Annotated in this window: 15 protein-coding genes and 1 pseudogene; 7 read left to right on the plus strand and 9 right to left on the minus strand. The window is 60.2% G+C overall.

The features are described from left to right. Positions 1-12: 12 nt before the first annotated feature. Together AC1DK3_RS08045 and AC1DK3_RS08050 are read left to right on the plus strand one after the other, a co-directional pair. Positions 13-3,186 (plus strand): efflux RND transporter permease subunit, encoded by a 3,174-nt coding sequence (locus tag AC1DK3_RS08045; protein ID WP_477191717.1) that lies wholly within the window; start codon positions 13-15, stop codon positions 3,184-3,186. A 101-nt stretch (positions 3,187-3,287) separates the two neighbouring features. Beyond that, the gene (locus tag AC1DK3_RS08050; protein ID WP_477191718.1) at positions 3,288-6,563 is read left to right on the plus strand and encodes an O-linked N-acetylglucosamine transferase family protein; all 3,276 of its coding nucleotides are present in this window, start codon (positions 3,288-3,290) and stop codon (positions 6,561-6,563) included. A 50-nt stretch (positions 6,564-6,613) separates the two neighbouring features. Here the strand turns inward: AC1DK3_RS08050 and AC1DK3_RS08055 are convergent, their stop codons facing one another. From AC1DK3_RS08055 to AC1DK3_RS08065, 3 genes are all read right to left on the minus strand, one after another. Then, on the minus strand, positions 6,614-7,774 hold the full coding sequence (locus tag AC1DK3_RS08055; protein ID WP_477191719.1) for an extensin-like domain-containing protein: 1,161 nt from the start codon (positions 7,772-7,774) through the stop codon (positions 6,614-6,616). Between the two features lie 199 nt (positions 7,775-7,973). Continuing rightward, positions 7,974-8,975: an AraC-like ligand-binding domain-containing protein gene (locus AC1DK3_RS08060; protein ID WP_477191720.1), complete on the minus strand. Its 1,002-nt coding sequence runs from the start codon at positions 8,973-8,975 to the stop codon at positions 7,974-7,976. Positions 8,976-9,104: 129 nt separating this feature from the next. Then, positions 9,105-9,560 (minus strand): MarR family winged helix-turn-helix transcriptional regulator, encoded by a 456-nt coding sequence (locus AC1DK3_RS08065; protein ID WP_477191721.1) that lies wholly within the window; start codon positions 9,558-9,560, stop codon positions 9,105-9,107. Between the two features lie 460 nt (positions 9,561-10,020). Here AC1DK3_RS08065 and AC1DK3_RS08070 point away from each other — a divergent pair, with 460 nt between their 5' ends. Next, positions 10,021-11,937, plus strand: coding sequence for an ABC-2 family transporter permease (locus tag AC1DK3_RS08070; protein WP_477191722.1), 1,917 nt, complete (start codon positions 10,021-10,023; stop codon positions 11,935-11,937). A 172-nt stretch (positions 11,938-12,109) separates the two neighbouring features. Here AC1DK3_RS08070 and AC1DK3_RS08075 read toward each other — a convergent pair whose 3' ends face one another. Both AC1DK3_RS08075 and AC1DK3_RS08080 read right to left on the minus strand, forming a co-directional pair. Next, positions 12,110-13,210, minus strand: coding sequence for a hypothetical protein (locus tag AC1DK3_RS08075; protein ID WP_477191723.1), 1,101 nt, complete (start codon positions 13,208-13,210; stop codon positions 12,110-12,112). A gap of 271 nt (positions 13,211-13,481) precedes the next feature. Continuing rightward, positions 13,482-14,180 (minus strand): SDR family NAD(P)-dependent oxidoreductase, encoded by a 699-nt coding sequence (locus AC1DK3_RS08080; protein WP_477191724.1) that lies wholly within the window; start codon positions 14,178-14,180, stop codon positions 13,482-13,484. A 282-nt stretch (positions 14,181-14,462) separates the two neighbouring features. Between AC1DK3_RS08080 and dusA the strand changes: the two genes are divergently transcribed. Continuing rightward, positions 14,463-15,428, plus strand: coding sequence for a tRNA dihydrouridine(20/20a) synthase DusA (dusA, locus tag AC1DK3_RS08085; RefSeq protein ID WP_477192886.1), 966 nt, complete (start codon positions 14,463-14,465; stop codon positions 15,426-15,428). Positions 15,429-15,438: 10 nt separating this feature from the next. Then, positions 15,439-16,266, plus strand: coding sequence for a sulfite exporter TauE/SafE family protein (locus AC1DK3_RS08090; RefSeq protein ID WP_477191725.1), 828 nt, complete (start codon positions 15,439-15,441; stop codon positions 16,264-16,266). Between the two features lie 94 nt (positions 16,267-16,360). Here the strand turns inward: AC1DK3_RS08090 and AC1DK3_RS08095 are convergent, their stop codons facing one another. The 4 genes from AC1DK3_RS08095 to AC1DK3_RS08110 all read right to left on the minus strand — a co-directional run bounded on the left by AC1DK3_RS08095 (position 16,361) and on the right by AC1DK3_RS08110 (position 20,982). Continuing rightward, entirely contained in the window at positions 16,361-17,866 is a 1,506-nt protein-coding gene (locus AC1DK3_RS08095) for a phosphomannomutase/phosphoglucomutase (protein ID WP_477191726.1), read from the minus strand. 137 nt (positions 17,867-18,003) lie between these two features. Continuing rightward, the gene (locus AC1DK3_RS08100; RefSeq protein ID WP_477191727.1) at positions 18,004-18,579 is read right to left on the minus strand and encodes a retropepsin-like aspartic protease family protein; all 576 of its coding nucleotides are present in this window, start codon (positions 18,577-18,579) and stop codon (positions 18,004-18,006) included. A 48-nt stretch (positions 18,580-18,627) separates the two neighbouring features. Then, the gene (locus AC1DK3_RS08105; RefSeq protein WP_477191728.1) at positions 18,628-19,320 is read right to left on the minus strand and encodes a retropepsin-like aspartic protease family protein; all 693 of its coding nucleotides are present in this window, start codon (positions 19,318-19,320) and stop codon (positions 18,628-18,630) included. A 27-nt stretch (positions 19,321-19,347) separates the two neighbouring features. Then, the gene (locus AC1DK3_RS08110; protein WP_477191729.1) at positions 19,348-20,982 is read right to left on the minus strand and encodes a sensor histidine kinase; all 1,635 of its coding nucleotides are present in this window, start codon (positions 20,980-20,982) and stop codon (positions 19,348-19,350) included. 213 nt (positions 20,983-21,195) lie between these two features. Between AC1DK3_RS08110 and AC1DK3_RS08115 the strand changes: the two genes are divergently transcribed. Both AC1DK3_RS08115 and AC1DK3_RS08120 read left to right on the plus strand, forming a co-directional pair. Further along, positions 21,196-21,693, plus strand: coding sequence for a thermonuclease family protein (locus AC1DK3_RS08115; protein ID WP_477191730.1), 498 nt, complete (start codon positions 21,196-21,198; stop codon positions 21,691-21,693). Between the two features lie 5 nt (positions 21,694-21,698). Continuing rightward, positions 21,699-22,290, plus strand: a pseudogene (locus tag AC1DK3_RS08120) (glutathione S-transferase). Positions 22,291-23,048: the final 758 nt, after the last annotated feature.

Raw genomic sequence — 23,048 nt, forward strand, 5'->3', positions numbered from 1 at the left:
ACGGCCCGTCCAATGCGCATCTCGCACTTCTTTATCGACCGCCCGATCTTCGCGGCCGTTATTTCCATCGTGCTCACCATCATCGGCCTGGTATCCCTTACCCGCCTGCCGATCGCGCAATATCCGGAAATCGCGCCGCCGGTGGTGAACATCACGGGGCAATATCCGGGTGCCAGCGCGGAAGTCGTCGCCGCGACGGTCGCGACGCCGCTCGAACAGCAGATCAACGGCGTCGAGCACATGCTCTTCATATCGTCGAACTCGACGAATGACGGCCGCTTCTCGATTTCCGTCACCTTCGACATCGGCACCAATCTCGATATTGCGCAGGTTCAGGTGCAGAACCGCGTGTCGATCGCGCTGCCGCGGCTGCCCGCAGACGTGCGCAACATCGGCGTCACCGTCGCGAAGGCGTCGCCCGACCTCATGATGGTCGTGCATCTGCTGTCGCCCGACAACTCGCGCGACACCCTTTTCATTTCGAACTACGCGAGCGTCAACATCGTCGATGCGCTGACCCGCGTGCAAGGCGTCGGCTCGATTACCGTTTTCGGCGGCCGCGATTATTCGATGCGCGTCTGGCTTGATCCCGACCGCCTGCAATCGCTGGCGCTGACGGCAAGCGACGTCGTGACGGCGCTGCAGGGTCAGAACGTCCAGGTGGCCGCCGGCGTGCTCAATCAGCCGCCGCTGGAAAAGCCGGGTGCATTCCAGATCACGGTGCAAACGCAAGGCCGCCTAATCGATCCGAATGAATTCGGCAATATCGTCGTCAAGCAGAACGCCAACTCCGTCGTCCGGGTGAAGGACGTGGCGAGAGTCGAACTGGCGGCGCTCGATTACGGCATCAACTCGTATCTCGATAAGCAGGCGGCGGTCGGTCTCGGCGTCTTCCAGCTGCCCGGTTCCAACGCCATCGATACGGCGAAGAACATCAAACAAGCCATGGCGGAGATGGCGAAGAGCTTCCCGCCCGGGCTCGAATACACCATCGTCTACAACCCGACCGACTTCATTCAGGAGTCGGTCGACGCCGTCGTTCACACGATCCTTGAGGCCGTCGTTCTGGTGGTGATCGTCGTCCTGCTCTTCCTGCAGACGTGGCGCGCGGCGATCATCCCGATCGTCGCCATCCCTGTTTCGCTCGTCGGCACCTTCTTCCTGATGCAGATGTTCGGCTTCTCGCTGAACAACTTGTCGCTCTTCGGTCTCGTGCTGGCGATCGGTATCGTCGTCGACGACGCGATCGTCGTGGTCGAGAACGTCGAACGCAACATGGCGAACGGAATGAGCCCCAGGGAGGCCTCCTACCGAACCATGGAGGAGGTGGGTTCGGCTCTCATCGCAATCGTGCTCGTTCTATGTGCGGTGTTCGTTCCGTCGGCATTCATCACCGGCATCTCGGGGCAGTTCTATCGCCAGTTCGCGCTGACGATCGCGGGCGCGACGGTGATTTCGCTCATCGTCTCGTTGACCCTGTCGCCCGCACTCTGCGCCATGCTCCTGAAGCCGCATTCGACCGAGCATAAGCACAGCCCACTGACGTGGCCCATCCGCGCGTTCTTCAATTTGTTCAACTGGAGTTTCGACCGGCTATCCAGCGGCTATGGCTGGCTGGCTGGCCGCGCCGTCCGGTTTTCTATCCTGATGCTGGTCCTTTACGCGGGGCTCATTGCATTCGGATTGAACGAATTCCGCAAAACTCCGGTCGGCTTCATCCCCGACCAGGACGGCGGCTATCTGATCACAATCACCCAGCTTCCGCCTGCCGCTTCTTTGGCTCGTACCAACGAGGTCAATAAGCGCATCGTTGACATGGCGCTCACCGTCCCGGGCGTCGCCCACGCCGTCAATATCGTGGGCTTCTCGGGGGCAACGCGCGTCAACGCCTCGAACGCGGGCGCCGTTTTCGTCACGCTGAAACCCTTCGAAGAGCGCTCCAAAGATCCGAACATGTCGGCGAAAGCCATTCAGGGCGCGCTCTTGAAGAAGTTTTCCGCGATCCAGGAAGGCCTAGTGCTTGTCGTTGCGCCGCCCCCCGTCCGCGGCCTTGGTAGCTCCGGCGGTTTCCGCATGATGGTCGAGGATCGATCGGGTGCCGGCTCGGCTGCATTGCAAGCGGCTGTCAACGCGATGATGGGCAAGGCGGCTCAGACGCAGGGCGTGCGGCAGGTGTTCTCGCTCTTCGAGACGTCGACGCCCCAGCTCTATCTCGACATCGATCGCGTCAAGGCGCAGATGCTCGGCATCCGTATCCCGGAAGTGTTCGCCGCACTCCAGACGTACCTCGGCTCGATCTACGTCAACGACTTCAACCTGCTGGGCCGCACCTTCCGCGTGACGGCGCAGTCCGACGCCGATTACCGCCTGGAAGCGAAAGATGCGCTGAGCATTCGCGTCCGCAATTCGAACGGCGATGCCGTTCCGCTAGGCTCGTTCACGACAGTGAGCGATATTTCGGGCCCGGCGCGCGTTCCCCGCTACAACCTTTATCCGGCAGCCGAACTCGATGGTTCCGCGGCTCCCGGATACTCGCAGGGACAGGCGATCGACATCATGCAGAAGCTCGCGGCGGAAACGCTTCCGCCTGGCTTCAGCTACGAATGGACCGATCTCGCCTACCAGCAGATCCGCGCCGGCAACACGGCCATCTTCGCGTTCGCTCTGGGCGTCCTGTTCGTGTTCCTCGTCCTTGCCGCGCAGTTCGAAAGTCTGACGCTGCCGTTGGCTGTCATCCTGATCGTCCCGATGAGTCTCATCGCATCGATCTCGGGCGTTATCCTCCGGGGAATGGACAACAACATCCTGACCCAGGTCGGCTTCATCGTTCTCATAGGTCTAGCGGCGAAAAACGCTATTCTGATCGTGGAGTTCGCGGAGCAACTCGAAGCCCAAGGCCGCACCCGATTCGAGGCCGCGACCGAAGCGGCCCGGTTGCGAATGCGGCCGATCATCATGACGTCGCTGGCGTTCATCCTCGGCGTGGTGCCGCTGGTTTGGGCGGTCGGCGCCGGCGCCGAGCTTCGACAGGCTCTCGGAACCGCGGTCTTCGCGGGTATGCTCGGCGTGACCTTCTTCGGTCTGATCTTCACGCCCGTTTTCTATGTGGTTTGCCGCTGGCTGTCCGATCTCGGCCGCAGGTCACGGGCGCCATCTCACGAGACGCCGCTTCATCCGGCCGAATAGGCGCAAGCCGACTTTCGGGTACCCGCAAGCCTCGCACAGGACGCCGGAGTCAAAACAGACTCCGGCGTTTTTTATAGGCTGATGCGAATCGGGACTGCGGCATGAATCGAAGAGATCGGCGGCTTACGCACGCGACGTCACGGAGCGCACCTCAGCGTGTTGGCGATCCGGAGGCCGCCCGCGATTATCATCAGGCGGTCGAACACCTCAAAAACGGCCGCTTGGCGGAATCGGAAGTTGCGCATCGGCGCGTCCTCTCCCGTCTGCCCACTCATGCTCCAAGCCTGCACCACATGGGCCTCATCGCGTATAAGCGGCAGGAAACGGATGACGCAGTTGAATACATCCGGCAAAGCGTCGCCCATCAGCCCGATTATCACGAGGCATGGCTCAACCTCGCGATCATCCTCGGCGATATGCGTCGATCCCATGAGGCCATCGCCGCCTGCCGGGAGTGTCTCGCGCTGCAGCCTCGGAACGCCGAGGTCCACACGGTGTTGGGCAACCTCCTCACGGTGATTGAGAACGAACCTGAGGCGATAACGACCTATATCAAAGCGCTCGAACTGAGGCCCGATCAGCCCGCCGTGCTCGTCAGGCTCGGCAATCTGATGCTGAAGTCCGGGCAGGTGGAAGCGGCGGCGGCGCACTGCCGGCGTGCCCTCCAACTCGATCCGGACTTCGAGGAAGCACGCAGTCTCGACCGGCGACTATCGGCGATGTCACGCCCCGTGGCGTCGATTGAAGCTAAGATCGAGGCAGAATCGAAGAACAGCGATGAGCTTGCGCGGCGACTCGACGAGCTAGCTTCGTTCCTGCGTCAGGACCGGCGATATGACGAAGCAATAGAACTTTGCCGCCGCGCCACCGGCATCAAACCAGACAACGCCGATTATCATTTCAACCTGGCCCTCGCACTCGAAGGACTGGGCCTCGTTGCAGAAGCTCTCGAGAGTTACCAGGCCGGTCTCGCAATCGAGCCGGACCGCGCCGAAGCTTACACCAGCGTCGGCTGCTTGCTTCGCACCCTGAAGATGGAAGTAGGTGCCATCCAGGCGCTTGAACACGCGATAAAGCTCGACCCAATCTCTCCGCACGCACATTATAATCTGGCGATCTCATACAAGATGCGTCAGCAGTACGATGAAGCGACGGCCGCCTTCAAAAAATGCCGCGAATGCGCGCCCGACGCGTTCGTCAACCGGTTCGAATTTCTAAATCTGCTCCATTTCCAATGCGACTGGGACGGCATGGACGAGGAGGAGCGCTATTGCCTTGAAAACTTCCGGGCGAAGCCGATACATCTCGCGCCATTCCAGCTCATTTCACTGGCGTCGACGCGTGCGGATCAACTGAGAGCCGCTCGGAACTACATCAAGCCCTTGGCTGTGCCGGAGCGGATGCGCTTCAAAACCTATCAGAGCAGTCTTGGAGCGGGGCAGCGCATCCGGCTCGGTTTCCTCTCCTGCGATTTCTTCGAGCATGCGACGGCAATTCTATTCTCCGAAGTCCTGGAGAGGCTTGATCGTACCCGCTTCGAGATCTTCGGATACTGCTTCAGCCCGGATGACGGCAGCGCCATGCGTCAGCGGATGCTGAACGCATTTGAGCACGTCCGAAAAATTGGCGAGATGACCCACCGTGAGGCGGCCGCGACGATCAACGCGGATGCAATCGACATCCTCGTCGATCTAAAAGGGTATACGAAGGACGGCCGTCCAGAAATCCTCAGTTATCGTCCGGCGCCGATCCAGGTGAATTATCTCGGCTATCCTGCAACGATGGGAGCCGACTTCATCGATTACATTGTGGCCGATGCCATCGTGGCGCCGATGGAGCACCAGGCCGACTATTCCGAGAAAATCGTCCAGCTGCCGAATACCTATCAGCCGAACGACGGGCAGCGGAAAATTTCCGATGAACCCATAACGCGCGCCGATTGCGGCTTACCGGAAAACGCCTTCGTATTTTGTTCGTTCAACAACAGCTATAAACTCACCCCTACGATGTTCGACGTCTGGATGCACTTGCTCAAGCAGGTGCCAGGCTCCGTGCTGTGGTTGCTCGTTCCGAACGAGACCTGCGCCAACAATTTGAAACGAGAGGCAGCTAACCGCGGCGTCGATGCGAGCCGCTTGGTTTTTGCGGATCGCATGCCGGTCGAGAAGCATCTCGCGCGGCAGCGCCTCGCCGATCTCTTCTTGGATGCACTTCCTTGTAACGCGCACACGACGGCGAGCGACGCCCTTTGGGCCGGCTTGCCGGTTCTGACATGCCTTGGTGAAACGTTTTCCGGCCGCGTCGCCGGTAGTCTCCTGGCCGCAATGGGCGTTCCGGAACTGATCACCACGGACCTCGATGCCTATGCCGAACTCGCGCTTGAACTCGCACGCGATAAAGGCAAGCTCGAGCGGATCCGGAGCAAGCTCGCTTCGATGAGAGATACCGCGCCGATATTCGATTCAGCGCGCTACGCACGCAACCTCGAAGCATCTTTTGAGAAGATGGTGGAAATCATGCGATCGGGTGAAGCCCCTCGGGCCTTTGCGGTAGTCGAACCCACGACCACTCCGCGGCTGGTGGAGGCTATGAAGCCGAAGCCCCAAGGCCCTCGGGCAATCTACGAAGCCTGCCCGCTTTGCGAAGGCCGCGAGATCTCGCGCGCAAATGAAGCGCGAATAACGAATCATCCAGCTTACAACTCGATGCTTCCGCCGATGCTGAAATGGTGCCGCTGCGGTTCCTGCGCGCATGTCTTCACCGAAGGCTATCTGACGCCGGAAGGTCACGAGATCGTCTTTCCGGCGGCCAAGACCGAACAGAAGGTCGGAAAGGACGCCGAAAATCAACGCAAGGTGTCGGCGAAAATCGTGGCCCGCGTCGCGCGCCATGCGCCGTCCGGCGATTGGCTCGACGTCGGCTTCGGCAACGCATCGCTCCTTTTCACGGCCGCAGAATGGGGATTTTCCCCGGCCGGAATTGACGCAAGCGAAGAGAGCGTCGCGAAGCTCAAGAAGTTCGGATACGAGGCTCACAGCGATCTGGAATCGCTCGCCGCCGAGGACCGCTTCAGCGTCGTCAGCATGGTCGACGTCTTGGACCGCACGCCATTTCCGGCAATAACGCTCGGCGTCATCAACAGGATGATGAAGCGCGGAGGCGCGCTTTTCCTCTCATCGCTCAACATGGATTCGATCGTGTGGCGAGCGCTCGATGCTACGGGAACAAACCCCTATTGGGCGGAGATCGAGCACTATCATCATTTCACGCGCGCCAGGCTCGTTCAGCTACTCCAGTCGCAAGGCTTCACATTCGTCGAGTACGACATCGGCGATCGCCATCGCAGCTCCATGGGCGTCATCGCTTTGAAAATCTGAACGCGCCCCGGCAACGGCTTCGACGAGCACATCCGGTCTTGCACGCGGAGTTACTGACAGAGCCCGCGCTGGGACTTCCGGACTTTCATATCCAGATGAAAATGATCGCGGTGCGCGTCATTGGTGTCAGGCCCGAGTACGGTGCCGAAAATATCGCAGGCGTCATTGTGCGCTTGACGAAGGAACGTTGACGACGCGAGTTTGGCCGCGGCCTCCTTCTCGGCTTCCTCCGACTTCGGCTTGTCTTCGCCCTTTTTTGCTTCGCCCTGTTTTGCGATGTCGTGTGCGCCGAGCTTGGACGCCGAAACAAGAATCTTGTCGCCTTTGATCTTCTCGTCGGCGGGTGCCTCGCTGGATTTGGCGGCGGCCCGCTTCAGGTCGCCGGCGGTCGGGCCCCATCCTTTCGAAATGCGGATGATCCTTCCGTCAGCCAGCACGAATGCCGATACGTCGACCGCATCCATCAAGGCATGCTCGCTGAGCGGCGCCCGCGCGAGGCCATAGCGATTTCGGCATGAGTAGGATTCTGCGATCACGCGCGCGACGGGCGAACCGAAGTTCTTTTGAGCCGCGGGTTGCAGCTTATCGGTGATCCAGGTGCTGAGGCCCGCAATCATCGGACAATTGAGCGTTGCAGGCGGCTCGATCTTCACTTTGCTCTCGCCGACACTCCTGAGTTCGCGAGGCGCCGGCGCGCCGCAAATTCCTTCGCGGGCCGGCGGAAGTTCTTCCGAAACAACCGTGACGTTTGCAAGAAGCTGCGCACATTGGGCTTTCGCGGACGCGATCTCCGCATCCGTCCAAGGCAATGCGGCCTGCTTCGAAGGCGGCAACGGTTTAGCGGGGGCAGCCTGCGGATCTCCAGGCTTCAGCGGCTGCAACGGAGCGGGCGAATCCGTCGCGGGTAAGTCCGGGCCTTTACTGTCAATTGTCTTCGCCGATGGCGGTTCGCCGGTGACCGGCGCCGAGGGAGCCTCTGCTTCAGCGGTGACGCCCCGTGAAACCGAAGGAGCTATGGGGGCGATCTCTGAGCGCGCATGCAACTCCTGCTCGGCGGGCAGGCTCACGCGGCCGGCACGGATGATGTAGAAGCTGTTGGGCTCGAGCAGCGGAAGCAGCAACAAGCCGAAGAACACGACGCGGCTGAGGGTGATCGAATAGCGAATGGCAAGGCTATGTGCCTTGCTTGCGGCCTTGGATCGAAGCGCCATGGCACGGGCTAACAATTCCTGTTGCACGCTCAAGACGGGATCCTACCGGCTGATACCCTTTACAATGCGCCCGCGCGCAATCTTCACTTCTATAGATTGAAATTTTGACCACAGATGGTCTCGGGACGAAACAAAAGTAAATTGGCCTGCGGAAGGTTCCGCAAGCCACATATCGTACCAGAATTTCGTTCAGATTTCGTCAACGGGCGAGGATATTGAGCTTCCTGTAATCGCGTGGCGTCATACCGGTCATCGCCTTGAAGAGGCGGCCGAAGTGCGAAACGTCACCGAAGCCCCATGAGTACGCGATATCGCTGATCTGCCGATGCGCCTGCGCCGGATCTGCAAGTGCCGCCTGGCATTTCTCTATGCGCTGGCTGAACAACAGCTTCTGCAGCGAAGTTTGCTCCGCATCGAGTAATTGATTGGCATATCGAACCGAAATGCCCGCTGCGGCCGCGAGCTCTTCGCAGGTTACGTTGCTGTTCGTCAGGTTGGAATCGACCACCGCCTTGAGACGTAGCAAAGACGCAAGCCGCGCCGACGAGTGGGAAAAAGCGACGCCTTCCATTTCCTTCACCGCCAAAGCGACGAGATCGAGGAATTGCCGCGCGATCTCCGCCTGCGATTGTGTGCTCATGAAGGAGATCTGGTCGGGAAGAACTCTCGCAAATGCAGAAGCCAGCGCACCACCGCCTTGCTTGCCGTCGACACGCCGCGCCGTCCACCGGCTGAGCGGACCGAGACGCGCCTCGCACTCGCGCCGCTGGAATTCAACAACGAGGCAACGGGCGTGCGGCGATTGAATGAACGTAGATGCCCGTCCAGCATCGCTGAGGCAGATGTCTCCGGCCCCGAGTTCCGCGTCGCGACCGTCCTGCCGAAGCTTCACCGTGCCGGAGAGGGGCATGATGATATGAACGAGATCGCCAAAGATGTTGGCCTGACGTTCCGTGCGCCACGCGCGCATGCCGTTGCAGCGGAAGACGATGAGCGACATCCCCGGCACCGGAAGATAGCGCAAATCTCCTTCGAAACCAGCCCGCTGATCGGGGCGGTTCTCGTAAGGTCCCAACACCCGGCGGCTCGACTCGTACCAATATTGGAAACGGTCCCGCGGGTGTACATCGGATGTGTGGATGGAATACTCGACCAAGCCGTCTGACGACGGATTCGGCCAATCCAACTGCGTGCGCAACATAGTCCTCATCCCCTATCACTTTTGGATGATAGGTGGCAATCGCGACACGTCAATTGCAAATTCGCGCGGCCGCCGACATTCTATGGATGAATTGCCGGCGACCTTTGGATGGCGAACAAACTCAGAGCACTACGCGGATGCTGCGTCTTCTGAGTGCGCCGAGAGGATCGTTCTGAGTGTCGAAGCGAACTTTGTCGCTTCTGAAGCAGGAACCGACGCGAGAAGTTTCTTCTCGACCCGCGAGTAGAGGCGGTCGGCGCCGGAAACGGCCTTTGCGCCGCGCTTGGAAAGACGGACGCAGTAGGCGCGGCCATCGAGCGGCGAACGCTTGCGTTCCAGAAGGCCCTTCCGAATGAGGCGGCTAACGATACCTGCGACCGTTGAGCGGTCAATACCTGTGATCGCGACGAGATCGGTCTGGCTCAGGTTCTCTTGACGTGAAATCGCGGTGAGGATCGCAAGCTGACGGAGCGTGAGATCGTTGTCGGCGCTTTCGGTCAAATAGAGTTGGGCAGCGCACTGATCGACGCGACGCAGAAGATGGATAACGGAACGCTGGGGATTGGTAGACGCCGGTTGGCTCATTGAACTTTTTTTCCTCGGTTTTAGTATCGCGCAAGTTGGTCAGCACGCAAATACTCCGTGAAGAAAACAGGTTTCAGCAGCCGCAGTCTCTTCTCATCGGGGGATGAAAGTCGGATCAGAGGGAGATGGCCTCCAAATCGCGGCAAACCATCACGGCGCATTGGGCGCAGCTGTTCTCGAATAGAGACTAAACAGTCGGCGGCGGAGTTGGATTGGAATCGTTCCTGCTCGTCGATCACGCAAATGAGAGGCAAGTGCATTGAAGCCACAGGTGCCTGGATTCGTTGTGTGATGGCAGCTTGCTGTGATGCCGCGTTCGATCCTATGGGGCATCATCCGCCGCCAATCCGGCATGTGAGCACTATTTTTCGCGAGACAAAAATCCCGTAAAGCGAACAAGCGCGGAACGCGATCAATCGCGGTTGCAGGCGACTGCGGAGTGGGGACGGAGGAGGGGGCGTTGGCAACGATCATTGCGGTACACGGCACGTTCGCGGCCCCGACAGCTGCCGGTCCCGACGGCGGACCTCCGCCCGAGTTGCAATGGTGGGAAAAAGGCAGCGTCTTCGAAAACGATATGCGCGCTCTCATCGACGCGCGTGACGGCGAGCTGAACTTCTTGCCCTTTGCCTGGGCCGGTGACAACAGCGAAATGAAGCGGCGCGACGCCGGCGAACGGCTGACCAAGACCATGCGCGAGCTCGAAGCTAAGAGCGAGCCCTATTGCATCGTCGGCCATAGCCACGGCGGCTCGATTCTTTCCGATGCTTTGCTCGACAATGCCGCCCGCAAGAGGCCGCTCGCGAACCTCAAGCGTTGGATTACTGTCGGCACGCCGTTTCTCAAGCTGCGTCGAGAGCTTTGGCTTCTCACTCGGCTGAGTTTGATGCGCAAGGTCATCTTCGTCGCCTCGATGATGTTGCTCTTGATGTTCATCGTCTACGTTCTGGCGACCCAGCTCGGCGGCGACCAGACGATCTTCGGGAGAACTTTTCCGCGCGTATGGGTTGCAACCGGCGTTCTCGCTAGTCTGCCCGCGCTTACATTCTACTTAGCGCTGCGCTGGCTCGATAGCCGGAGCTTGCTGAACTATCATTCGAGGATAACCCGGCGCGCGAAAACCAGCTTTGGGTCGCGCTGGCTGCCGTTGTCTCATCCTGAAGATGAAGCGATCCAAGGCCTCGCGCTACTGCCCGACGCCCGGTTGAACTTTTTCGACAAATCTTTCGCCGTCTCGTCGATCACGCTGCTATCCGTCATCACGCTGCCGCTGATTTATTTTATCATTCTGCTGTCACCTCCCGCGATGGTCGGTATAGCCGAATGGCTCAAGACCGAAATCTACGACGCAAATGCGTCTCCAGAGGCCGAAGCGGCATTGAGCGCGCTCCGGGAGCAGCTCATGGTCGCGCACAAAGGCGATGGTGAAGCCGTAACGACGGAAAGCGGAGCCGCCGTACAGACGCCGGTGGACCGCCAGGCGGCGTGGCGGCAGTATCGCGAAAAGCGCCAGCAACTTGAAGCCCAATATCCGAACCTCGACGCCATCGAGCGGGGCATGCGCTTCAAGAAGCGCTTCTTTGAATCCAGGGGACGCCCGTGCGACGGCGGCACGTTGTGTGGAGGCGGACGTGACGTTGCAACCAACAGCGGCCTCCTGCTTCATGTCGTGACCGACGAGCTATCATGGGCGCTCGGAGCAGCCGACCTCCAGGATCGGCGGAAGCGTTGGTTCTGGTCGCTGTTTGTACCAGCGATCATCGTTCCCGCGATTTTGGGCGTGGTCGCGCTTCTTCTGATGGTCGTCATTCAAGCTTTCGCAACGTTCATCAGCGCTGTCGCGAGCATGTTCTTGAACCGCATCACAAATGCCGAGGTGAAGCGCGCCGCTTACGGTAACGACACCGAAGGAGAAATTGCCATCGGAGCGTTGGATCGCCCGATGTGGCTCGAAAAATCCCTGCCGCGCCTTCCGTCGACCATCGCGGACCTCATAACGGCTTACAGCAATGCAGCGGCGAGCCGGTCGATTGCCAAGTTTCGCCGCGCCATCGGGCAGATCAGGTTTGCGGTTCCCTCGCATACTGCGGACACGGCGATCAGCACGTACTTCACCTGGAAGGAACTCGTGCACGCCTCGTATTTCGACGTTCCCGAATTCCGCAAGTTGATCGCTCAGACCATCAGCCGTGCCGAAGGCTTCGCGCCAAGCGAACGCTTCAAGGCCGACCCGGATTTCGAGCGAACGGCCAAATGGCTTGACGAGATCGAGAATGCGCCGGGCACCACCGACGAACCCGCCGATCGCGAGCCTGGCCCCACGGATTCAAAAGCCGTAGCGGCCGTCGTCGGCTCAACCGTGAAGGCATCGCCATAGACGTTGATTGGCGGCATTCTTGCGATTGCCGCAGCAGCAGCGCACTCCGCAAAAGGCGGAGAGACAGCGCAGCCATGGGCTCGATTACAACAACATACGGCGGGAGCCGCTAGGCATCAACCCTAGCGGCTCCCCGCCGATTTTCCTCACGAAATGGTGCTCACCATGTCGATCACTTGATGTTGGAAGTCAGCCAGCCGAGCAGTTTATTGGCAATCACGTCGCTATTCTTGTCCATCATCATCATGTGGGTATTTCCCCGGAGACCGCTATCGGGCAGTAACCAGAACTTGGCGTTTCCTCCTGCGGAGTTGATTGAGGCAATAGTGGTTTGACACTGCACGTTTCGGTCTGACGGACGGTTGTCCCCGATAATTGCCATGTAGGGAGAGCGAACAAAAGCTGAGGAAATCTCCGACGGTGTCGCGGCACATGACCCTTCGAGGAGAACCAGACCCTTCACGAGGTTCGGTCTTTGCACTGTTGAATTGACGCCGTAGCTGCTTCCCTGCGAGTGGGCAATGATGATGGCCGGTCCGATCTTGTCCAACAGCGCGACAATCGCATCCGTGCTGTTGCTTCCTTGGCCGTCCAGAGTGACCTCGGTATTCGGAACCAATTGTGCAGCGTATTGCTCGAACTGCTCGATTGGAAATTGCGTGCCCGGGTAGGCAACCGGATATTCAGGTCCGACGCGAAAACCGGTCCAAGCACCCTCAATCGTCGTTTTCACTAGGTTTGGAAGGATCGCAGGATTGGACTCGACCTTTGCCCGATTGATCAGGTTAGGATCGAAACCGGATCGGGCGCGCCCAGCATGATCGACGATGTAGACGGGAAAGCCCGCTCGGAGAAAATACGTTGCCCAGCCCTCGCGACCATCCGGAGTCGTCTCGAACGTCGCGCCGGTATGTCCCGAACCGTGGACGAAGATCACGGCAGGCACGTTTGTCTTTGTCGTCGTCTTGCCGTTCTTCGTCTTGTATGTTCGCACCTTCTTTGGGATCATGTAGCGGACATACATCTGGTTGACGATCGTCTTTCCAGGTGTCGCAGGGCCGCTTGCAGCGCTGGGGAATTGCGTGGTGACGACTTTCCCGTTGACGAAAAAGCTTCCCTCTTCCGCTAGAGCGAACGGCGGACGTTTCTGTGATTTTCCCGGGGCCGCGACGGCCGAAACCGCCGAGATCTGCGCAAAAGCGACAATGCTGCAGAGAAAAAATGTCGACCTGCCGAGACCGCTTAAGAGACTTTTCTGGTTTTTTTTGTTCATTGGTACATCCCGTTACTTTGCCAATTGCGTACGCTGGCAAGCGTATGGGCGACGCACCTTGATGGTAATTGCGAACAGTCGGCTGAGAATGTACTTTAATCGCCCTCAGCGAACGCGGGTCGATTGGAGGCCCTTCGCGTTTCAAGAGGCCGGGTCAGCACGAGGCCGGCAAACTCGCGCAGTAGGCGTGCTAATTTCGACGCCACGAGGCATAACGGCCCGTGGCAGCCATTGTTGGCTCAACGGTCAAGGCGAGGCCCTAGCAGCAGGCTCACCAGCGGACGGTCTTGCCCAGATAGTTGAGATAGCTGATGCCGCGCTTGCCTGACTGCGCCGTGATCACGTCGACCACGCGCGGAATGCTCTCGCTGACGTCGAGCGTCGCGTGAGGTCCGCCCATGTTGGTGCGCACCCAGCCCGGAGAGATGATCACCAGAGATCGGCCGCCTTTCCGGTGTTCGGCGGCGTAGCTGCGCATGAACGTGTTGAGTGCGGCCTTGCTGCCGCGATAGACTTCCCAGCCGCCATCCTCGTTATCGGCTACGCTGCCGAGGCCGGACGACATGACGCCGATCGTGCCGGTCGGCGTCACGAGGTCGTCGAGCGCCTCGATGACCCGCATGGGGCCGAGCGCATTGGTGACCATCACGCGGATGAATTCGTCGGTCGAAACGTTTCTCACCGCTTCGCCCGGGCCGTTGGCGACGCCCGAATTGACGAACAGAAGATCGAAGGTCTGGCCCGCGAGCTTTTCGCGAAGAGCCGCGATCTGATCCTGCTCGGCGATGTCCACCGCTTCGATCTGAAGCGCCGTGCCGTGCTTGTCTTTCAGCTCGTGCAATGCGGTCCGGCCGTTGCCCCGAACGGTACCGACGACATCCCAGCCGCGCGACAGATATTCCTCGACCATCGCGAGGCCAAGACCGCGGGACGCGCCGATGATAAGGGCCTTTGGTTTGGCAACGGGCATCGGATGTTATTCCTACTTCGAATTCGGGCTTGATTCTGTCAGACGATATAGAAGTTAATGCGTCAACGTTCGGTAGTCCGCCCCAGTGGGGGCGCCGCCGCGCCCGCCAAAGCATTCATAGCGCATTGCGCACACTGCGAACTCACACTATTCCGTGCCCCATTAGCGCGGACGTTTACTAACGCGGACATTTGAGCCTGACAATCTGCAAGCTTTCGATGCCCGCTGAAATCAGGACCCGGTTTGCAATACCAACCACATAGATTCTCAGTCGCCCCCATGATGGATTGGACGGACAGGCATTGCCGCGTATTCCACCGTGGACTGACGAAGCGTGCGCTGCTTTATACCGAGATGGTAACGGCGGATGCCGTCATTCGCGGCGATCGTCAGCGCCTGCTTGGCTTCTCTCCCATTGAGCATCCGATCGCTTTGCAGCTCGGAGGATCGGACACGGCAAAGCTCGCCGAAGCAGCGAGCATCGGCGCCGAGCTTGGCTATGACGAAATCAACCTCAATATCGGATGCCCTTCGGACCGCGTCCAGGAAGGCCGCTTCGGCGCGTGCCTTATGGCCGAGCCCGAACTCGTCGCCGCATGCGTATCGGCGATGCGGGCGAGCCAGCCTGTTCCCGTGACGGTCAAGTGCCGTATCGGCATCGACGACCAGGATGCCGAAGCCGACCTGCAACGCTTTATCGACGTCGTAGCGGCGACCGGTGTCAGCACGTTCATCGTCCACGCGCGCAAGGCGTGGCTGAAAGGATTGTCGCCGAAAGAGAACCGGGAAATTCCGCCGCTCGATTATCAGCGCGTCTACCGTTTGAAGGCGCGCCATCCCGAACTCACGATCATCATCAATGGCGGCATCGAAACGCTCGATGAAGCTTGCGCGCATCTCGACCACGTCGACGGCGTCATGCTGGGCCGCGCCGCTTATCAAAATCCTTTCATTCTCGCAGACGTCGATAGCCGGATATTCGGCGAGAATTCCGCCGCGCCTTCACGGGAAGAAGCGCTCTCCGAACTCATTCCCTACGCGGAACGCCATATTCAAAACGGCGGACGCTTGTCGAACATCACCAAGCACATCCTTGGCATTTATCATGGCCAGCCGCGCGGACGCGCGTTCCGTCGCCTGCTGAGCGAGCGAGTGACGGATCCTTCCGCCACGGTCGACGTGCTGCGGGATGCGATTGCTCTCGCCGAGCACGGCCTCGGCCGCGAAGACCAGTCCGACGCGGCGTGAGGCAACCAGCATGCCCGCCGCCATCTCGATGGAATATCTGATCGCGTTGCTGGCGCTCCTCGCAGTCGCGGGGCTCCTCGCCGGGTTTCTCTCAGGCCTGCTCGGCATCGGCGGCGGCGGTGTCCTCGTGCCCGTGCTCTACGAAGCCTTCGGGGTTGTGGGGGTTCCAGAGGACGTCAGAATGCACGTCACGCTCGGGACGACGCTCGGCGTCATTGCGCCGACAGTGTTTCGATCCTTCTCGGCATTTCGGGCGCGAGGAACCGTCGATATCGACGTTGTGAAACGCATGGGCCCTTGGATCGTCCTCGGCGTGATCGCGGGCATCGTCATCGCGTATTATGCCAGCAGCGAAGCGCTCCGCTGGATCTGGGTCGTCTTCGGCACGGCACTCGCCGCGAAAATGTTTCTCGGCAGGGATGATTGGCAGATTGCCGACAAGCTTCCGCGGCCGCCCTGGCTCGAGGGCGCGGCAGGCATCATCGGTCTCATCTCGACACTGATGGGGATTGGCGGCGCGACATTTACTGTTCCGCTGCTCAATCTTTACGGCATGCCACTGTTGAGAGCCGTCGGAACCGCGACCGGTATCGGCACGGTCATCGCCGTTCCCGGTATCGCCGGATACATCATTTCCGGCTGGGGCGAAGCGGACTTGCCGCCGCTATCGCTCGGCTACGTCAACCTCGGTGCGTGCGTTATCGCCCCGCTCGCGGTGTTGACGGCACCCTGGGGCGTGAAGGTCGCGCACGGCATTTCGAAACGGACGCTCGAACTGGCGTTCGCCGTCTTCATCTCGACCGTCGTCGCCCGCTTCCTTTGGACCTTGCTGYGCTGAGCACCAGCGCCCAACACAAGGCCGCGCCGGCGTCAACCAAGAAGCCCCGCGCCCGGTGGCCGGCTCGCGGAACGCGAGTCGCCGGGCGCAAAGGTCAGACTGCGATCTTCTGATTGTATTCGCCGACCTCGGGGAAGCGCGCCAGCTGCTGGTCGATGTCCTTGAAGATCGCCTTCATGTTCGCTTCCGACGTCGGGCTTTCGACGACGACGACGAGTTCCGGCTTGTTCGAGGAGGCGCGAACGAGACCCCAAGTGCCGTCTTCCAGCATCACGCGCACGCCGTTGACGGTGATGAGATCGCGGATCGCCTGTCCGGCGACGTGTCCGCCGCTCTCCTTCTGGCGCGTATAATGTTCGGTGATGCGATCGACGACGCCGTACTTCTTCTCGTCGTCGCAATGCGGCGACATGGTCGGTGAACCATAGGTTTTCGGTAGCGCATCCCGCAGATCGGCAACTGTCTTGCCCGGGTTGCGATCGAGCATGTCGCAAACCGCGATGGCCGACACCAACCCGTCATCGTAGCCGCGGCCGAGCGGTTCGTTGAAGAAGAAGTGGCCCGACTTCTCGAAGCCGACGAGCGTTTTGTGCTCGAAATTATAACGCTTGATGTAGCTGTGACCCGTCTTCCAGTATGCCGTCGTCGCGCCGTTGGCGATCAGCACCGGGTCGGTCGAGAAAAGCCCCGTCGATTTCACGTCGACGACGAACTTCGCGTTCTTGTAGATCGCGGAAAGATCGCGAGCCAGCATCACGCCGACCTTGTCCGCGAAAATCTCATGCCCATCGTTGGCAACGACGCCGCAACGATCGCCGTCGCCGTCGAAGGCAAGCCCGACATCCGCGCCGGTTTCGAGAACCTTCGCCGAAACGGCGTGAAGCATCTTCATGTCTTCGGGATTGGGATTGTGGTTCGGGAAGTTGTAGTCGAGGTCGGTGTTGAGAGGCACGACTTCGCAGCCGATCGCCTCGAGCACCTGCGGCGCGAAGGCGCCTGCCGTGCCGTTGCCGCTCGCGCAGACGACTTTGAGGCGGCGCTTGAGCTTCGGACGATCCGTCAGCGATTTGATGTAACGCTCGGCGAGATCCGGCACGAAGATATACCGGCCGCCCGTCTTCGCCTCGAACTCGCCGTTGAGAACGATGGACTTCAATTCCGACATGTCGTCGGGCCCGAACGTCAGTGGACGCGACAATCCCATCTTGATGCCGGTCCAGCCGTTGTCGTTATGGCTCGCGGTCACCATGGCGACGCCTTCGACGTCGAGTGCGAACTGCGCGAAGTACGCCATCGGCGAAAGGGCCAATCCAATATCGTGAACTTCGCAGCCGCCGGCCAAGAGGCCGGTCATCAGCGCCTGTTTGACGGCGGCGGAATACGACCGGTAATCGTGGCCGACCACGAGGCGCTTCGGAACACCGCGCCGGGCGAAGAGGGTCGCCATGCCGAGCCCGACGGCATTGAGGCCCATGAGGTTGATTTCTTGCGGGTAGAGCCACCGCGCATCGTATTCACGAAAACCTGTGGGCTTGACGAGGGGCAGGCGCTCAAAGTCGGCGGTATTCGGCTTTAGGTCGGCGCGTGGCTTCGGCAGCATATGCCTCTCCTCGAACGTGATTCATTCGGGAACCTAACGCGCTGAGACCAGGGCGGGGTTCCGGGTTGCGCTCTATCAGCAATGTTGAGGGCGGAATAGTGGAATAGTGGAACGTAAAATTGCGGCAATGGGGAAAGCTACTCTTGCAGCACGAGCGTTCCACCGCGCATTTCGACACGGGATAGCCGCCCCAGAAATGACATGCCGAGCAGCGTCCGTTCAGACGCGCCACGCTCCGACACGACCCCGGCCACGTTCCGTACCGTTATGTCGCCGATGCTGATGCGCGGAATTGTGACAGGCGCGACGCGGGCTGTACCGTTGGCCGTCTGGGCCGTGTGCGTGAAGTCCGAGGGCTTCACGACAATACCGGCCCGGCGCGCGTCGTCGTAAGTCAGCGCGACAAGGGAAGCACCCGTGTCGACCATCACATCGATATCGCGCCCGTTGATTTCCGCCTCGGCCCGGAAGTGCCCATAGTCGCCGGCGGGCAAAGTCACAGTGCCGGGTTGAACAAGTGTTGCTTCCTGGGCGTCTAGGACGGGGTCATCGCTTTGACCGGCCACTGCCTGAGCGGAGAGGCCCGACGTCGCCTTCGCATGATCGAACGCCGAGACGAGAACGCCGGGATGCATCAGCGTATAGGCGAGGCCCGCTGCTCCGATGGCCGCGAGCGCGAAGGAACCGAAGAGGCTGACTGTTGCCGATGACATTCAAGACGCTCCTGTCCAAGAGAGCAGTTCAAGATCGTGATCGGCGTTCTACTGCCGAAGCGTTGCAAAATTTGCCGAGAGTTCAACAGACGCCAAACGTCTTAAAAAACTTGTACCGAGCAGGTTTTCGTTAAGGGTTCCAGGACGCGCGACGAGCCCTTCGACGTCGTCGATTGCCAAGGGTCCGATGCGTACCGACTTCAAACGAACGGGGGCGAGGTAGCTCGTTCCGTTCGCCGTTTTGAGAGGTGTATCGAAAGCAAGATTGCTGATATCGATGCCCGCCTTCTCGGCGTCGGATTGCCGGAGCACGACCGTCGCCGATCCATTGTCGATCCGCATCGTCATCGTTTGTCCGTTGACTTCGGAATTGGCAAAAAAAGTGCCGTCGTCGTTGCGGCGGAGGCGTACGGATGCGGGCGCATCCCGCCTTGTCGGAGGGGCATCTGCTGCAGCGGTTGCTCCAGCGAAGAGGTCTGCGAGGACCAACGGCGTGCTCTTATTGAAAGCCCCCGCGACGAGCACGGCGCCCGAGATGCAGGCGGCGAGCGTCGGCCACAAAGCAAGTCGCCGTTCGCCGCGATGATTGAGTAGCGTCGCCATATAGATCGCGACGAGTATCGCAATCACCGTCGCGGCAATCGGCAAATCTGGAACGGCATCGAGGTTCACGCCGCCGAAAACGGTCGCGGCGAGAAGCGAGCCGAGACCTAGAATGACCACGAGCAGAAAGCCGAGCATGAACGCCAAACCTCAAACGCAAAACAACTATCGTGCATCGCCCGCAACCCGGTAGGCGACTTGATCGGGAACGCCGGCCGGGGCCATGCGCATGCGCGGCTGGCGCGCCGGCCGCGGCGCGGGATCGCGGTGACGTTCCTGGCCAAGCGGCTGCAAAGGCGCAATGGCATGGAGCACGCGCTGGGGCGGAAGCGTCACGGTAACTTCCGTTCCCTTGCGCAATTCCGACTGCAGATCGAACGTGCCGCCATGCAAATGGATGAGGTTTTGAACGATCGGAAGTCCGAGACCCGTTCCGCCCTCGGCAGTTTCGTGGGCGAGCGAGCCCTGGCCGAAGGCCTGCAGAACGCGCGGAATCTCTTCCTTGGGAATGCCGGGGCCGGTATCAGAGACGGTCAGAAACTGTCCGCCATCCTGCGTGTGGCCCACGATCAGCGTGATGCGGCCACCCTTCGGCGTGAACTTCAGTGCGTTCGACAGCAGATTGAGACAGATCTGACGGAGCGCCCGCGGATCGGCCCAGATATGCGGCAAGTCCGGAGCAAAATCTTCGACGATCGCAAGGGCTTTCGCATCGGCCTTGATCTTGACGAGGCGCTGGCAATCCTCGGCGATGTCCGTGAGGCGCATCGTTTCCTCGTGCAGATCGTAGCGGCCCGCTTCGATGCGCGAAAGATCGAGAATCTCGTTGATGATGCAGAGGAGATGATCACCGCTCTGATAAATGCTGCGCGCGTAGTCGCGGTAAATGTCGTTGCCGATCGGTCCGAGCAGCTCTTTTTCCATGACTTCGGAAAACCCCATGATCGCATTGAGCGGCGTGCGAAGCTCATGGCTCATGGTCGCGAGAAAGCGCGATTTGGCTTTGTTGGCAGCCTCGGCGCGGCGGCGCGCTTCGTCCGAAATGGCGCTCGCTTCCTCGAGTTCCGAGATGAGGTTGTCTTTCTCGGCGCGGAACTCCACCATGGCGAGCGCCGTCGAGTGCAATCCGCGCGCGAGATAGACGAAGAACACATGAATGCCGATCGCCATCGAGGCGAGCGCGAAATAGAACGGATCGCCGAGCGTGAACAGCCGGCCAGCGACCGCGACCGTCATCGGAACGGTGCCTGCGAGGAAAAGCCGGGGGAGTGTCGACGCGAACGTCATCCGGATCGCGAGGACCACCATCAACGTCGCGAAAATGAAGACATGCGAGGAGAATGTCGCTGGCGACGCGCCGTCGGTATTGTGGATCGTGATGCCGATGAGTGCGAAAGCCGCCAGCGCGAACCCGTTGACGAGTTCGATGCGGTTGAAATGGCGGCGCCACTGACCGACGTTGACTTCGGTGCGCGGAATGGAAAGCAGCCGCCGGCACTGGTCGAGCATGTAGACGCGGGAGATGGAAACGATGGCGATCCACGTCGTCGCTTCGGTGAACGACGCCCAGAACATCGACGTGATGTAAAAGATGAAGCAAAGCGCCGGCATCGCGAATGGCGCGCTCGTCTCGTTGCGCGCGAACATCGTGAGCAGTTCGTACTCGAATTCCGGCTTATGGACGGTGCCGTGCGTGAGCTTATCCCGGAATGATTTGAGGTCATCCCGTGAACGGCCTCGTCGCGCCGGGCGAGCTGGCATTTCAGCTGCCGGTTCGACGCTATCGGCGTTATCGTCCATACCGCGAGCTGCGTCCTTTAGATGAGGTCGCACGGGGGTTGTGCCGCGCACCGCCTGTAAATTGGCGTCAATTTGTTAAAGCAAGACTTAAGTCTCGCGGAATTGGTTGAGGGGTTCGTTATGCAACCTATCCCGCCGAAGCGGCGGCGGGCGTCCTCGAGGCGCCCAACATACGCCTCTGTAAGGCCTTGGCGGACTTATGTAAGGCTCGGATTGACGTTAACGCTCGCGGCGGCGGCCATTTTTATTGGCCGCGACCATTGGCGCTTCCGCCGAGCCCAGTACGAACCGATCCCGGCGAGCGTCAGCGGCGGCGCCCGGCCAATCGATGGCGACAGCCTGTTCGTGGGTGGAAACGAGGTGCGGCTTCAGGGAATAGATGCGCCCGAGGGTCGCCAGACATGTTCGCGGGGCGACCTGACATGGAACTGCGGCGAGGAGGCCAAGAGCGAACTCGTCCGCACCATCGGCGGCGAGATCGTCACATGCAACGTCAGCGAACGAGATCGTTATGGTCGGCTTCTCGCTCGCTGCATGGCCGGCGGCCGCGATATCAATTCCAGTATGGTGCGGGCAGGCATGGCGGTCGCCTTTGGCGGCTATAACGACGAAGAAGCCGAAGCCCGGTCGTCGCGACGCGGCGTCTGGTCCGGCGAATTCGAAGCGCCACAACGATGGCGTGCGCAGCATAATTCCCAAGACGCGAGGTAATGAAGTTGCGGATCATCGAGACACATGCAGCGCCAAGTCCGAGGCGCGTGAACATCTTCCTCGCCGAGAAGGGCATCGTGGTCCCGCGGGAAGAGCTGAACATGATGACGGACGATTTGAAGACGGGCGACTTCGCGAAGCTCAATCCCTGGGCCCGCGTGCCGGTCCTCATTCTCGATGATGGCCGCGCGATCTCCGAGACAGTCGCCATTTGTCGCTATTTCGAAGAGATCTCGCCGGAACCGCCGCTGTTCGGCATCGGGCCGGTCGGCAAGGCCGAAGTCGAATGTGGAACCGGCGCATCGAGATCGGATTATTCAACGCGGTCTTTGCGGTCTTCAGGCATTTGCACCCCAGGATGGCGCATCTCGAGGTGCCGCAAGTCGCGGAGTGGGGCGAAGCCAACAAGGACAAGGTCGCGCACGAACTGACCCGTATCGACGCGCGCTTGGCCGAGACACGTATTCGATAGCCGACATAACGGCTCTCGTCGCGATCGACTTCATGAAACCGGCGCGCCTCGGTCCGCCGGACGGTTTCAGCAATGTGATGCGCTGGCATCGCGAGGTCTCGGCAAGACCGAGCGCTCAGGCCTGAGGCGGGGACGGGGCCGGCGTGAGTTTGTCAAACATATGGGCGGTGTTTTAAATTGCTTGCAAGTTCGTCCGGCTGTTGCGGAAAGTACGATATTTGCAGCGCCAATTGGCTTGCTGTTGCTTCGCCTTCCAGGTTTCGTAGTCCGCAAAGAGTGTCCATGGCTCATCCCCCGCCAAAGCTCCTTATCAGGCGGCGATGGTTGTGAAATAGATTTTGGCTTAAGAGGAGATCGACATTGCCGGGCACAGTTGCCGACTATGAAGCTTGGGCGGCCAAGCAACACAAAGACAGCAACTCATCGCGCCTCACGGAATGGCTGCGCAATGATCCGGCTCCGCGCGTTCAGCCGGTAAGTCTCGCTGAGCGTGCTAGCCACGGACTCCCTTTTCTGCTCGCAGCGATCGCCGTCTATTTTCTTTGCCGATGGGCACTAAGAAATGCCAAGCCAGCCATCGTTTACGCTCTTGTTCAAGGGGTGATCGGTTGGAACGCCGTCTCGCAATTCTGGGGCGACATAGGTCGGCAAGTAAGGACGGACGCGGCAGCGCGAGCCAGTCGCCCTCGCGCGCGATCTATTTCAAACCGGGCTGAGCCCGGCCGGTTTGCGCTAGCCGGGCGTTTCCTTTTCAATGTCGCCATCGCTCCGCTGTTGCTTGGGTTTGTTCTGGCAGGGCTCGTTTGGGTCGCAGGTTTGATTATCGATTGACCTCGGTGGCTCACCGGCTGAGAACGAAATCCTCGTAACGCTTCTCGACCTC

The sequence above is a fragment of the Hyphomicrobium sp. 01T421 genome (assembly GCF_056398805.1).